The following is a 14,075-nucleotide window of genomic DNA, read 5'->3' as shown; positions in this document are numbered from 1 at the left end:
TGGTCGACGTCGGCCGAAACGAACGCGAGCGGAACCACGACGCCCGGCATGCCGGATCGTCGCCGCCCCCGCTGGCCGGCCCGATGCCGCACTCATCGCATTTTTCGAAAAGGAGCGGTTTCATGTCTCAAGCATCCGGTTCCATGATCACGTTTCGCCGCCCGGACGGCCAGGAACTGCAGGGCTATCTCGCCAGGCCGGAAAAGACCGAAGGCGCGCCCGCGGTCGTCGTCATCCAGGAATGGTGGGGGCTGAACGACCAGATCCGCGGCGTCGCGGATCGCCTCGCGCGCTGCGGCTACTTCGCGCTCGTGCCCGACCTGTATCGCGGCAAGTCGACGGTCGAGGAAGAAGAGGCACACCACCTGATGACCGGCCTCGATTTCGGCGACGCCGCATCGCAGGACATTCCCGGCGCCGTCACGTACCTGAAGACGCTGGCGCCGCGCGTCGCGGTGACGGGCTTCTGCATGGGCGGTGCGCTGACGCTGCTGTCGCTGCAGTTCGCCGATGCGGACGCGGGCGTCACGTGGTACGGCTTCCCGCCGCTCGACTACCTCGATCCGGCGAAGCTCAAGGTGCCGCTGATGGGCCACTGGGCCACGCAGGATGCATTCTTCGCGATCGACCAGGTCAACGCGCTGGAAAAGAAGCTGACCGATGCGAAGGTCGGTGTCGAATTCCATCGCTATCTCGCGCATCACGCATTCGCGAACGAAACGGCCGTCGGCCCCGGCCGCATCTCCGGCACGCAGTTCGATCCGGTGTGGTCGCAAATCGCGTGGGATCGCACGCTGACGTTCTTCGGCCGCACGCTCTGGGCGAAGCCGCAGTAATACGCGGCCGGCGCGCTCGCGACCAGCCGGCGCAACGCGAAACGCCACGGACTTTCCTCCGTGGCGTTTTTGTTTTCCGGGTGCCGCGAGCGGCGCGGCAGCCGGCCGTACCGGTGCCCGATTCCGGACGACATCGCGCTGCCGTTCCGCCGTCGAGTGATTCCCGGGCCGATATCGAACACGTCGTCAACGCGCACCTAAAAGGCAGGATTGCAGATTATTTTATTTCGCTAAGCAAAGCGCCGTACGCATACGGCGCCCGTGCTGCCTCAGGATTTGCAGGATGCGTTCAGCGCGGCCTCGTCGGCGGCCAGCATTTCGGGCACGCATTCGCGCAGGAAATCAACGAACGTACGGATCTTCGCATCGAGGTACTGACGCGACGCGTACAGCGTGTAGACCGTCAGCTTCTGCAACCGGTATTCGGGCAGCACGCGCACCAGCGCACCGCTCGCGAGCGCGGGCAGTGCGGACGACATCGGCAGCGAGCCGATCCCGAGGCCGGCACGCAATGCACCGCCCAGCGCATCGGCGATGTTCACCTGGAAATCGGGCAACGGCAGGTCGAATGTCTCGTGGCCGTCCGGGCCGTCGAGATGCCAGCGATCGCGCGGGAACACCGAAGTGACCATCTGCAGGCATGCATGCCCTTCGAGCTCGCGCACCGTGCGTGGCGTGCCGCGCTCCTTCAGATACGCGGGCGACGCGCACAGTACGCTGTGCACGTCGCCGAGCCGCTGCGACACGAGCCCGGAATCGGGCAGTTCCGTCGTGCTCAACTGCAGCGATACATCGTAGCCTTCGTCGATGATGTCGGGCACGTGCTGCGACAGCGTCAGCTCGACCGCGACCGACGGATAACGCTGACGATAGCGCACGACCGCGGGCAACACATAGGCCTGGCCGAAACTCGTCGTCGCGTGAACATGCAGCCGTCCGGACGGCTTCGCCTGTGCGTCCGCTGCCTCGGCTTCCGCTTCGTCGATATACCCGAGGATGCGCTGGCAACGATCGAGATAGCGCTGCCCGGCGTCGGTCAGCGCGATGCGGCGCGTGCTGCGGTTGAGCAGGCGCGTGCGCAGATGCGTTTCGAGCTGCGCGACCGAACGCGATGCGTACGCCGTCGTGATGTCCAGGCGCTGGGCCGCGCTCGTGAAGCTGCCCTCCTCCGCGACCCGGACGAAAATGCGCATCATCTGTAACGTGTCCATCGACCTGTCCCCGGGATTGAGATCACGGCGCGCTGCCGTGCGGCCGTGGTGCCGGCGGCTCCGGCGCAGGCCGGTCTGGCGCGAATTGTGCGGAACAGTACAGCAGCGCTGCAGGCGTGTCCAGTTCGCCGTATGCGGCGTGATCCGGACGCCGAATCGTGTCGCGGAGCCGCCTTTCACGCGGCGTCCGGGCCGGGCGTGAACGCGATCGAACACGCCGGCACGGGAACGGCATCGGGTCGGCAAAAACTACCCCACGACCACGATACCTTTCCGCAATTTACGCCATCGACGGCAGTTACGCGGCGGCCGCTGCATCGAACGGATTACGCAAGACGATCGTGTCGTCGCGCTCCGCGCCGGTCGTGATCATCGATACCGGCGCGCCCGCGACCGCTTCGATGCGCGCGATGAAATCCTGTGCGGCGCGCGGCAGCGCCGCACGTTCGCGCACGCCCTTCACGGTGCCGTGCCAGCCGTCGAACCGTTCGTAGACCGGCTTCGCGCGCGACTGCGCATCGAGGCTCGCGGGCAGATGGTCGACGCGCGCGCCGTCGAGTTCGTAACCGACGCACAGCTCGATCGACTCGAAGCCGTCGAGTACGTCGAGCTTGGTGAGCGCCAGCGAATCGATGCCCGAGATCCTGACCGCCTGGCGCAACTGTGCTGCATCGAGCCATCCGCAGCGTCGCGGCCGGCCGGTGTTGACGCCGAATTCCTGCCCGCGCGCACGCAGCGTTTCGCCGGTTGCGTCGGTCAGCTCGGTGAGGAACGGCCCGCCGCCGACACGCGTCGCATACGCCTTGGTCACGCCCAGCACGTGGCCGAGCCTCGACGCGCCGAGGCCCGTGCCGGCCGCTGCCGCCGATGCGACGGTGCCCGACGACGTCACGAACGGGTACGTGCCCCAGTCGATGTCCAGCATCACGGCCTGCGAACCCTCGAACAGGATGCGTTCGCCGCGATCGGTCGCGTCGTTGAGGTCGGCCCAGACGGGGCGCATGAACGGCAGGATCTTCGGTGCGATATCGACGAGCGTCGCCAGCATCGCGTCGCGCGAACATTCGTCGAGCCCCAGGCCACGGAACCACGCGTTGTGATGGTCGACGAGTACGGCGAGCTTGTCGGCGAGCCGGCCGGGTTCCGCGAGATCGCCGACGCGCAGCCCGCGGCGCCCGACCTTGTCCTCGTAGGCCGGCCCGATCCCGCGCAGCGTGGTACCGATCGGTTCGCGGCGCAAGCGCTCCTGCGCCTGGTCGATCGCGCGGTGAATCGGCAGCACCAGCGTCGCGTTCTCGGCGATCGACAGATTGTCCGGCGTCACCGACAGCCCGAGCTCGGCCATCCGCGCGATCTCCGCGAGCAGCGCTTCCGGATCGAGCGCCACGCCGTTGCCGATCACGCCGCGCTTGCCGCGCACGATGCCGCTCGGCAGCAGCGCAAGCTTGTACGTCTTGCCGCCGACGACCAGCGTATGACCCGCGTTATGGCCGCCGTTGTAGCGTGCGACGAGATCGGCCTGTGCCGCCAGCCAGTCCACGACGCGCCCCTTGCCTTCGTCGCCCCATTGGGCGCCCACTACCACCACGTTCGGCATGCTCCGCACTCCATGTGAGAAATTCAGACACTCGTTCGGCCGAGCTGGCCGTTTGTGTGCCATATTGGCGGAGCTGGATCGCCCGATCAAACGATTAAACCTGAACTATCGCGTGAAGAAATATCACGCGAAACGACGCAATGGCCCGACGTCTCCCTCCGTTGAATTCGCTGCGTGCGTTCGAAGCAGCCGCACGACTCGGCAGCTTCACGCTTGCCGCCGACGAGCTGTGCGTGACGCACGGCGCGATCAGCCGGCACGTGCAGCAACTCGAGGCGTGGCTCGGACGGCCGCTATTCGAACGCCACAACCGGCGGGTTGAGCTGACCGACGCCGGCCGCGCGTATCTCGCCGAGGTCGGTGCATCGTTCGACCGGATCGCACTCGCCACCGCGCAGCACTTCGGCCACGCACAGCAGCGCGTGCTGCGCGTCAGCGCACCCGCGACGTTCTCGTTGCGCTGGCTGGTGCCGAAACTGTCGTCGTTCCAGGTCGCCCATCCGACGATCGAGGTGCGGCTGTCGACGTCGAACGAACCGATCGAGAAACTCCGCGACAAGGTCGACCTGATCGTTCGAGGCGGCCCGCAAGCCATCGACGGTTACGTCGCGGAAGAATTCCTGTCCGAAGTCCGGCTGCCGGTGTGTGCGCCGAAGCTGCTGGAGGGCCGGCCGTTGCATACGCCCGCCGATCTCGCCGGCTTCACGCTGCTGCACGCCGCGACCTATCCCGGCATGTGGCCCGAATGGCTCGCGGCGGCCGGGCATCCGAATCTCGTGCCGCGACATTCGCTTACGCTGGAGCATTTCTACCTGACGCTGCAAGGCGCACTCGACGGGCTCGGCGTCGCGATGGGACCGATCGCGCTCGTCGCGGACGACATCGCGGAAGGCCGGCTCGTGCAGCCGTTCAGCGAACCGGCGTTGCCGCCGTGGCGCTACTTCACGTACGTGGCATCCGCACGCGCGGCCGACGATGCGGTGCGCGCGTTCAAGGACTGGCTGAAGGTGACGGGGAACGCAGCCGCATCGGGCGCGCGGCACTGACCGGATCGACCTGCCGGTCATGCCCGCCATGAAATGAAGGATTCCGAATCAAATGGTGCAAACGCGCGGATCGGGTTTGCGATCGTTCATGACGGGCATGCTGCTTTTGATGTGCATCGCGTGATCGCGATGCACACGGCAAGCCGCGGATCGAACCGTGGCTTGCCACCGAACAGCGCTTACTGGCTTGCGCCGGCGGCTTTCTTCTCCGCATTCTGCAGGTTCTGCGGATAGTTCGGGTCGTTGGCCGCCGGCTTGTAACCGGCGTCTTCGAGTTTCTTCAGCTCGGCGGTATTTTTCGCGCGCGCAGCCTTGCGCTCTGCTTTGTGTTGGGCCCTGGCCGCCTTGCGTGCCTGGCTCTTCGCCGCCTTGGCGTCTTGTGCAGCGGGCGCGCTGGCGTCGGTCTGGGCAAACGCAGGAACTGCCGAGCCGAACAGGAACGCGGCTGCGGTAGCAGCCAGCGTGAGTTTTCTGATCTGGATTTGCATCGCTGAACTCTCTTTTCTGATGATTATCACGGATTGAAAGACCATCGAGATACCGCCCCTGTCCTGATCGGTCGTCATGTCGCGATCGGGACCTGTGCATCATAACCGCGTCGCGAAAAATGTGGCGTCAACGTGCAAACGGAATTGGGGATACACGTATGGGGGAACGCGCGGACGTCGCTTCTCCGTTGCCGCGCGCGTGAAGATCGTGTGGTCGACGCAGTAGAAACGTCCGATGTACGGCGCGCGTCGGTAAAGTGAATCGATCACGCGGTGAGATGAGAGATGCCGATTCCGACGACCTTCGTTTCGCCGTGTCTTGCTCGCATGTCAATGGCTGTTTCATAGGTGGTGTTGGCGACACGCTCATGCCCGACGTGATCTTCGTCACGCGAAGCCCAATCACCGCAGCAGTTGCCAAACTGTGCGTCACGTTGCCATTCAGCGCGGCTCGAGCGACGGTTCCTCCCATAAACGGTCACGATTCGATTCGTCCGATGGTCGACGCGGTCGTCTCGAGTCGCCACCCGGGGCGGTGAACAGTCGGGAACCGGTCGCTGCACTGTGACGTGCATGGCTACCTTGGCCGGCGAAGTTCATCGTCGTTCGGTGTGTATGACGAAAACGAGAAATGTCTTGCGTAGGGTGAAGACGTTGACCGGAACGACCTCACGAATGCGCGGAGGGAGCCGGGCATGCGTTGCGACACGCGTCCGACGAACGTTGCGCATAGAGTTGACGTTGCGGCAGCGCTTGGCGGCCGGCCCCACTCTGCTGGCGAATGCATTAGGTAACGTGCCCGCGGATCACAGATTTTTCATTCGATGATTTTGGCCGTCGGGTATCCCGTGCATGTGCCACGACCGCACAGCTTGCATATACCTGTGGGGGCGCCTTGTCGGTGAGCTTTTACGGGATCGCGAAGCTTTCGAGGGTGAGAATGTTCGGGATCGTTTCCCGAATTCGATTGCGGTGAGCTTCGTCAGCGACAGCATCTTCACGTTCGCTCGTCACTCCCACGAGATCGGCCCAGGAGCCGGCGACCTGTGCCGACGATAGGGAGGATGCCGACGCTTGTTTCAGGAAGGCTGTGCTGGCCTCTCGTTGCCATCCAGGGGCACAGCATTGTTCTTCGGTTGATCCAAAGGTAGAAAGTTGCGGTACCTCGGGGCGGCGGAGCAAGCTGCATCCATTTCCCCGGCGCACAGTTCGCAGGCTGAATATGTCGAGCGTCGTCGATAGGCGATTGGCAAAAAACTTGTCCACAGACCGGGAAGCATGAGTACAAAAATCCACTCGCGCGCAGTCCAGGATGATTTCGAACTGCTGTGGGTGAAACCGATGATGTTCGCGCGTCCGGTCGTAGATCCGATTCGCCCGTCGATCACCGGAACGTGGGTGGTCGCAGCCCCGGTTTTTTGGTCCCATAAACGGGAACCTGAACGTGGAAACCGATGATTTCTGCCGATTTCCTCCCATAGGTTTCTACTTTTAGGCGCTTGTGAGTAGGCACTCACCTCTCCGGGAAGCCTTGTCGGGCCTGAAGCCTTGGTGGAACGAGGCGTCGGGCTGCTGTCCAGCAGGCATGAATCGGAGGATCGAGGTGCCTGGCGAACCGCAGACGGATCCGATGGGTAGCGGTTTATGGGGCTTGTCTTTCTGTGTCGGCACACGTGTGTTTACATCTTTGGTAAACCACGTTTACTTCTTTAACTACTTTTAGACGGCTCACAGCCTTATCCGACAAGGGTTTGAGGGGTGTTCGGTACCCATTTATGGGAGCACAGGTGGAAGGGCTTGGGGTTTCAGGTCTGTGGATTTGGGGATTAGGGTACCGTGTTGTGGGGAATCGGGGATGTGGATATGGGGCAACCGTACCCGGTTATGGGAGATTCCCCCGGAAACGCGTTGGGTAGTCGTCTATGGGAACGCCGGCAGGTAGCCTTTTATGGGGCGGTTTTCTTGGTTCATGAATGCCTGCCCGCACAGTGATTTTCTTCGGGTAGTCGTTTATGGGGCATCTCGAAGGTACCCGTTTATGGGTGGTCAATTGTCCCGGGCGTTCGCATTTCACAGAGGCCCCTCTGCTATCTGTTCCCATAGGCAGGATCGAAGCCGCGGACAGGTAACCTTTTATGGGGAAATCAAATGGTTACCGTTTATGGGAGCGATTTCTTCCTTCGAGGCCGAAAGTAACGCAATCGACGATGCCGCTGCCTGTCGACAGGTACCCTTCCATGGGAATCAATGAAGGTAGCTAGTTATGGGAGGAAAACAGACCCGTGCTGCAGGGCACCACGAATCCGCTCGCGGATCGAGATTCGGCTCGTTTGCTCCCCATGGATGGGTACCTTCCCGGGGCAATTCTCGTGCCGGGTTTCTGTGCCCGGACACGAAAGGTAGCGGCTTTTGGGAGGAATTTTGGCCAAAAGGTAGATGGATATGGGGCTTCGCACAGATCGCTTCATCATAATTTTCCCTTTTAGATCTGAAGCTTAGCCGCGACAGTGCAAGTGATGCAGGAGCAAGGACGTTGCCCTGCGGCGTGAAAAGGTATAAAGTCCGCTCTCAACAAGGTCACCTTATCCGGACATCACGATGCCGCGCAAGCCCGCAAGCAAAGGCTCCGACAAGCAGGTTTCACTGTTTCAGACACCAGAGCCTCCCGACTTGCTGCGCAAGGCGGTCCAGGCGATTCATATCGCACCCAAGTCGGGAAAGATCGGTCTGCAGCAGCGCAAGATGTTCAGTTCGCTGATCAAGAACGCGCTTCGGCAGGAGGCATTCGAGCCGGGCCGGACGAGCTTCTCGATCTCGATTGCGTCGCTTTCGCACGAGAGCGGGCTGAACAGCAACAACACGAAGTACGTGAAGGACACGGTCAACTCGCTGATCAGTACCGTCGTGAACTGGGACTACCTGGCCGCGGATCGTTCGACGGTCTGGAAAGCGTCGGGCCTGCTCGCGGGTGCCGAGCTCGAACAATCGGTGCTGAAGTACAGCTTCTCCGACCAGATTCGCAGCGAACTGCTCAATCCGGAAATCTACGCGCTGATCGATATGCGGATCGCCCGCGAGTTCCGGCGCTCGCACTCGCTCGCGCTGTGGGAAAACACGGTGCGCTACGAAGGGATCGGCATCACCGCGAAGATTCCGCTGCCGAAATTCCGTGACCTCATTCTCGGTCAGGACAAGGCGTCGCAGTCGTACAAGGAATACAAGCTGTTCAAGAGCAAGGTCCTGGTGCCGTGCATTCAGGAGGTGAACGAAGTATCGGATCACACGCTTGAGCTGATCGAACACAAGTCTGGCCGCAGCGTGGAAGCCGTTCAGTTCAAGGTGACGCGCAAGCAGAGTGCGGATACGGTCGAAGATGGGGACGTCAAGAACGAAGCGCTGGTCGAGGAGGTCGCGAAGTTCGGCATTCCGCGTTCGGAAGCGCGCCGGCTGATCACCCAATACGGCGTGCAGCGCATCAAGGCGGCGATTGCCTACACGCTCAATCGGACTACGAAGAAGAACGCGGCACCGATCGACAACGTGGCCGCGTATTTCCGCAAGGCGCTGACGCACGGCTACACGCTGGCCGACGGGCAGGGAGCGGAGGCGGCCGCACCGGCGAAGGAATCCGCGCAGAGCAAGCAGGAGCAGATTCGCGACAAATATCTGGCGGCCAAGGTCGAGGAAGCCGGCGCGTATTTCCGCGAGCTGGAGATCGACGACCAGACCAAGCTGATCGATCGCTACAACGAGACGGTGGCGGGCTCGAAGGATCTCACGCTGTCGCCGAAGAAGAAAGCGAGCAAGCTCGCGCAGACCAGCTTTTTCCGATGGCTCGCACTGGATACCTGGGGCGAACCGACCTCGGACGACCTGCTTGAATTCCTGCTCAAGAGCAGTCTCGCAAGCAACTGAACAAGGCCTCGCAACCGGAGGTGCGTCGTGCGCCGGATTTCATCGTCCGGTTTCGCTGCGCAACGCGGATGCCAGGCCTTTTGCTTTGGCGCGTTACTTTTGCGTGGCCGTCGCCAACTCGGCGACGTAGGCATCGATGACGGTCTTGAGCTTGTCGGCGAGCGCTTCCTGGTGGGACGTGTCGACGCCCTTGAGTTGCAGGTCCAGACGCCCGTCCGGGTAGGTCTTCAACTGGCCGATCGCCTGCGATTCGAGCGCGAAGTCGTGACGAACGCTGTAACGCGTGCGTCCTGCTTTCTTGTTGCCGTCGCTCTGCACTCGCAGGAAATTCTCTAGATCGCGGACCGATTTCTTCCGGTCGATCACGGCCGTGAGCAGCCGGTCGGCCGTCGGTTCGCCCAGGCGCTCGAAGATCAGCTTCAGGAAGTACGCGGCCTGCAGGCCGACCACGTCGTTCGCGCCGGCCATCCGCTCCAGCAGCGTGTTGGGCAGTGCGTTGAGCGACAGCGTCTTGCTGATCGATGCCTTGTCCTTGCCGATCTTCTCCGCCAGCGTGTTTTGGTCGAGAAAGACTTTCTCGTCGAGGAGACGCTTCCACGCAACCGCATCGTCGAAGATCGTCTGGCGTTCGTGATCGTGGTTCGCCCGGTACGCGATCGTATAGAGCTGCTCGGGCGTGTGGTCCGTGCGGAACGTGGCGTTGATGGTTTCATCGCCGTTGATGCTCGTCGCGCGCAGCCGGCGTTGCCCGTCGATCACGACGAGCTTGCCGGGAAACTCGGGGAGCCGCGTGACCTTGATCGGCTCGATCTGCCCTTCCCGTTTCAACGTCAGTGCGAGCTCGTGCAGGCTCGACTCCGAATAGAACACGCGCGGGTTGAACGGGTTCGGGATGCAGTCCTTGACCAGCACCTTCTGCGGCGCGCCGAGATCCGATGTGCCGGCGGGTGCGGCCGCGGCCGGGGGGACGGCGGGCGCCGCTTCGGCTGCGACGTTCGGTGCGGCCGGCGGCTCGGGCAAGCGGGTTTCCAGTGCAGCGTTTTCCTGCGCGAGCCCGCGCAACAGGCCGGCTGCGAGATGCAGGTTGCCGGTGGGCTTCTTGTCTTTCGATGTGTCCTTAGCCATGGGCGGCTCCGGTAGCGCGCGTCGACGCGATGTATTGGGCCATTTCCGTGACCAGCCTTTCGATTTCCGCGCGGGCTTCCTTCAGCCCCTTCAGGTATCGATTGTGATGATGGATCGTGGTGCCGAGTGCGAACGTCTGTCGGTAGACCTCGCGTTGCGCGATCTGGCTGTCGAGCAGATGCTCCCCTATTTCTTCAGCCCTTAGAATTTTTAAAATTTCTTCACGCATTTTAGTTTTTCCATTAACACTATTCAGCATTAATGCGGAAGAAAGATTCGGGTTACGAACGGCTCGCATCGATTCGATCATGCGAATCATCGCGACGGTGCTGTACAGGTCCGCCGGCGACGGAGACAGCGGCACGAGGCAGAAGTCGGCTACTTCGAGCACGGACGCGATGCGCGGATCTTCGAGGTTGCCGGGACAGTCGACGACGATCACGTCGAAGTTCGCGTCCTGCTTCTTGATCTCGCCACCGATACCGCGACCGGCGGGGGCCAGCGAAAGGACCGTCATCGGCAGCGTGTTCTCGCCACTCGTTACCCATCGGACGGAAGTGCCTTGAGGGTCGGCATCGATCAGCGCGACCTTGTTGCCACCGGCCTCGAACGCAGCCGCGATATTGACGGAGATGGTTGTCTTCCCCGTCCCACCTTTTTGATTACTGACGGCGATCTTGAAAGCCATTAAATTCCTCCAAGGAGTTTTGCGTAATATATGCAGATGTTATCGAAATGTCCAGAAAAGCATTTGATTTGATACATATCTTGATGATCGTTGTGGTTGTCACGTGACAATTAGGCCGAACGGCCAACAAATCATTCCTGATTAGTGATCGAGTAAAAATAAAATTATCGTCTCCGGTCACGAAGAATCTACGAAGGGCAGAAGAAGATTCGGCTGTCTTTGGCGTCGATGATGATGCTCGGTCGCGGAGACTGGTCGGATACCGGTGTCTTGGGTTCCGACAGAATCCGTTGCGAATCTGATTGGGTCACTGATGTCGTCGAGGCGTGTGGTTGTCACGTGACAAGTCGGCAGGAGTTAGTCGCAATCGATGTTGTTCATCGACAGGAATGGCTTTATTCGACCGCGATGTGGGTCGCGGCGGTGGCTGAACGCCTGATACGCAAGCGCTTGGCTGCTTCGATTGCTTGGGCGCGGGGTGAGTTGTCACGTGACAAGCCACTTAGGATGTAACGCCGCGGCGTTGCCAATTTCTCGAGGGCGATTGCGATCGGTCAAACTTAAGGCGCGACAAGCGGATCAAAGCGGAGCTAATTTATCGGGGCACTTGTTGTTAATCTCAGTGCGCGCATATGGTTGCTGGGGAGTTGTCACGTGACAACAAGGACAACCACGACCTCACGACGAAAGACAGGACGGCCCTCGCGGCCGTTGCACCCGTCAAGAACACTTGTATTTGACGATGGCCGGGCAACATTGCCTTCCTGGTCCGTACCCATCGGAGCAAAGCTCCATCGTTCTTGCATCGACTGAATGCTTCAGGTCACTTATCGAGCCGCATTTTGATGCGGGCAGTTGTTGTCGGTCATGATATGGCCCCATTTAATCCGGATAAGCTTGGGTCGTGCGATGCGAGAGTTCTCTGGCAGGGGAGGGGCGCGAGGTTTCATCGCGTCTATCCAGCGCTACAACCGGTGCGATGTCGCGTCTATTTACAGCCGTGACGGCGAAAAACACCGGAATGAGGGCAAATCCATGCGTCAAAGGCCGCGTGCCAATACAGACGAGGCAAGTCGTGAAACACTGGCGAAAAATGGGGCATTCTCGGAAATCCTTGTCCGGCAATGGTTTGCACGAGATTCTTCATGTTGTTTCACGCAAAATGCACGCGATCATGCCGAGAAATAGGGGCGTATGAACTTTTCGTACACTAGCAGTGCCTCCAGGCAGTTGCTCAGCGCAATCTGTATGTACTGATACGTATTTGATGGTTTTTGATACGCTTCGTGCTTGACGCTACGCTGGACAATAGCCCGTGAGTGTCGGTCCGCTGCATGACGTGATCCGTAGAGTCGCTGAACTTGATGTCAGGCACGAACGTTCAACGCGAGTTGTCACGTGACAACGCAACTCACCGACCGCACGACCCATAGGGCCGTGGAACTTTCGAGACCTGACCTGCGGCTCATCTGCCGTTGCAAATCGGTTGGACGGCAGAGCCGCATCTATTTCTACTTCTGCGGACTCATGCCCGTGAGCTGGCGGAAGTAATGATGGAAGATCGAACCGCTCATCTAAATTTGCGTGCGAGCTTATCGACTCGTAACGACTTGTTGAGCAGAGAGTCGTTGTAGTGGTCGATATAAGGTAAGCGCCTTCGAATTGCCCGGTTCGTGCCCTGAACCACCGGGCTGAAGCCGGATTCAATCATGCAGTCTATAGGCTGGGCGGCGCTTCCCTTCGATGGAAACCCGGATTCGGAACGGCAGTAGCGAGGCATTCAACGTCTTCGGCCGAATTTGCAGATGTGATCCACCAGCATTTATCGAAGCCCGCACTCGCGGTTGGTCGCTCCGCGCTCCGTATTGTCGAATGAAGATATCGGACCGGCGCCGAGTGCACCATTTCCGATTCGAGCGGGCGGGTTGGCAGGCCAGCCGCCAACGTGCAGATATCCCGAGTACGCCATGTCCGGAAACGCGGCATCTCCGCGCTCCCGAATGAAAGACGCCACGACTGGCAAACCTACTTCGTCGCTTGCGTCGCGCAAAACTGCCACCGGCGCGATTTCGTTGTTGCAGTTGCCTTCGCGCGCTCGTCTACCGTGCGCCACCACCGCTCGCCTCGATGCGGCTCGCCGAGGTCGACGCGCTCGCCCATCCTCGGCGTCGACAGTTCGATGCCGCGAACGATCGACAACGCCGTGACGCGCTCGAACGGCTCCTGCCAGCGATGCATCGCGAGATCGAACGTGCCGTTATGGATCGGGATCAGCCAACGCCCGCGCAAATCGATGTGCGCCTGAACGGTTTCTTCCGGTTGCATGTGCACATACGGCCATTGCGCATCGTATGCACCCGTTTCGATCAGCGTCACGTCGAATGGCCCGAGGCGCTCGCCGATCGCCCGGAACCCGTCGAAATAGCCCGTGTCGCCGCTGAAGAACACGCGCAGTTCGTCGTCGACGATGACCCACGACGCCCACAGCGTGCTGTTGCCGTCGAACAGGCTGCGTCCGGAGAAGTGTTGTGCGGGCGTCGCGGTCAGCGTCAGGCCGGCGACGTCGACACTCTGCCACCAGTCGAGCTGACGGACCTTCTTTGCATCGATACCCCATTCGATCAGGCGGTCGCCGACGCCTAGCGTTGTCACGAACACATCGGTGGTGGCCGCAAGCGCGAGCACCGTGTCGCGGTCGAGGTGATCGTAATGATCGTGCGACAGGATCACGCCGCGCAGCGGCGGAAGATCTTCAAGCGCAATCGGCGGCGCATGGAAGCGCTTGGGACCGACGCGCCGAAACGGCGATGCGCGCTCGGCAAACACTGGATCGGTCAGCCAGAATTCGCCGCGCAGCTTGAACAGCAGCGTCGAATGGCCAAGCCGGAACAGGCTGCGATCTGGAGCCGCGTCAAGCTGTGCTCGGGTCAGCACATCGACAGGCAGTGCGCCTGCGGGCACGGTATTGCGCGGCTTGTTGACCAGCATGTTCCACGCGATTGCCAGCGTTTTGCCGATACCTTCGGCGGGGCGAGGCGCGACATTGCTGAAGCGCTCACCATTGTGTTGCGGCGAACCGCCGGACAGCGCGCGGCCGCGCCTGGCGGCCGCAAAACCCAGAATGCGGTGAATCAAAACGAGAGGCGATGCCATATCGGTTCGTCCGAAG

Annotated in this window: 9 protein-coding genes; 3 read left to right on the top strand and 6 right to left on the bottom strand. The window is 61.3% G+C overall.

Translation table 11 applies throughout. The features are described 5' to 3' along the window. The first annotated feature begins 122 nt into the window (after window positions 1-122). Window positions 123-836 (top strand): dienelactone hydrolase family protein, encoded by a 714-nt coding sequence (locus tag ABD05_RS34585; RefSeq protein WP_047904586.1) that lies wholly within the window; start codon window positions 123-125, stop codon window positions 834-836. Between the two features lie 269 nt (window positions 837-1,105). Here ABD05_RS34585 and ABD05_RS34580 read toward each other — a convergent pair whose 3' ends face one another. Then, window positions 1,106-2,047 (bottom strand): LysR family transcriptional regulator, encoded by a 942-nt coding sequence (locus ABD05_RS34580; RefSeq protein ID WP_047904585.1) that lies wholly within the window; start codon window positions 2,045-2,047, stop codon window positions 1,106-1,108. A 298-nt stretch (window positions 2,048-2,345) separates the two neighbouring features. After that, window positions 2,346-3,644 (bottom strand): adenylosuccinate synthase, encoded by a 1,299-nt coding sequence (locus ABD05_RS34575; RefSeq protein WP_047904584.1) that lies wholly within the window; start codon window positions 3,642-3,644, stop codon window positions 2,346-2,348. A gap of 140 nt (window positions 3,645-3,784) precedes the next feature. Between ABD05_RS34575 and gcvA the strand changes: the two genes are divergently transcribed. Beyond that, the gene (gene gcvA / locus ABD05_RS34570) at window positions 3,785-4,690 is read left to right on the top strand and encodes a transcriptional regulator GcvA (protein WP_047904583.1); all 906 of its coding nucleotides are present in this window, start codon (window positions 3,785-3,787) and stop codon (window positions 4,688-4,690) included. A 179-nt stretch (window positions 4,691-4,869) separates the two neighbouring features. Here the strand turns inward: gcvA and ABD05_RS34565 are convergent, their stop codons facing one another. After that, a complete protein-coding gene (locus ABD05_RS34565) occupies window positions 4,870-5,178 on the bottom strand; it encodes a hypothetical protein (RefSeq protein WP_047904743.1) in 309 nt (102 codons plus the stop codon). A gap of 2,598 nt (window positions 5,179-7,776) precedes the next feature. On the opposite strand from ABD05_RS34565, the gene ABD05_RS34560 reads away from it, so the two are divergent. After that, window positions 7,777-9,093: a replication initiation protein gene (locus ABD05_RS34560; RefSeq protein WP_047904582.1), complete on the top strand. Its 1,317-nt coding sequence runs from the start codon at window positions 7,777-7,779 to the stop codon at window positions 9,091-9,093. Window positions 9,094-9,186: 93 nt separating this feature from the next. Here ABD05_RS34560 and ABD05_RS34555 read toward each other — a convergent pair whose 3' ends face one another. The 3 genes from ABD05_RS34555 to ABD05_RS34545 form a co-directional block, all read right to left on the bottom strand. Then, a complete protein-coding gene (locus tag ABD05_RS34555) occupies window positions 9,187-10,218 on the bottom strand; it encodes a ParB/RepB/Spo0J family partition protein (protein WP_047904581.1) in 1,032 nt (343 codons plus the stop codon). Then, a complete protein-coding gene (locus ABD05_RS34550) occupies window positions 10,211-10,906 on the bottom strand; it encodes a ParA family protein (protein WP_006759638.1) in 696 nt (231 codons plus the stop codon). Before ABD05_RS34550 ends, ABD05_RS34555 begins: the two co-directional genes overlap by 8 nt. 2,025 nt (window positions 10,907-12,931) lie before the next feature. Then, window positions 12,932-14,059, bottom strand: a complete 1,128-nt coding sequence (locus tag ABD05_RS34545) for an MBL fold metallo-hydrolase (protein ID WP_047904580.1) — start codon at window positions 14,057-14,059, stop codon at window positions 12,932-12,934. Between the last annotated feature and the right edge of the window lie 16 nt (window positions 14,060-14,075).

Origin of the sequence: Burkholderia pyrrocinia (genome assembly GCF_001028665.1) — a bacterium.
Taxonomy (GTDB): domain Bacteria; phylum Pseudomonadota; class Gammaproteobacteria; order Burkholderiales; family Burkholderiaceae; genus Burkholderia; species Burkholderia pyrrocinia.
Note: the sequence above shows the minus strand (reverse complement) of the source record. Positions and strands in the feature narration are given on the sequence as shown.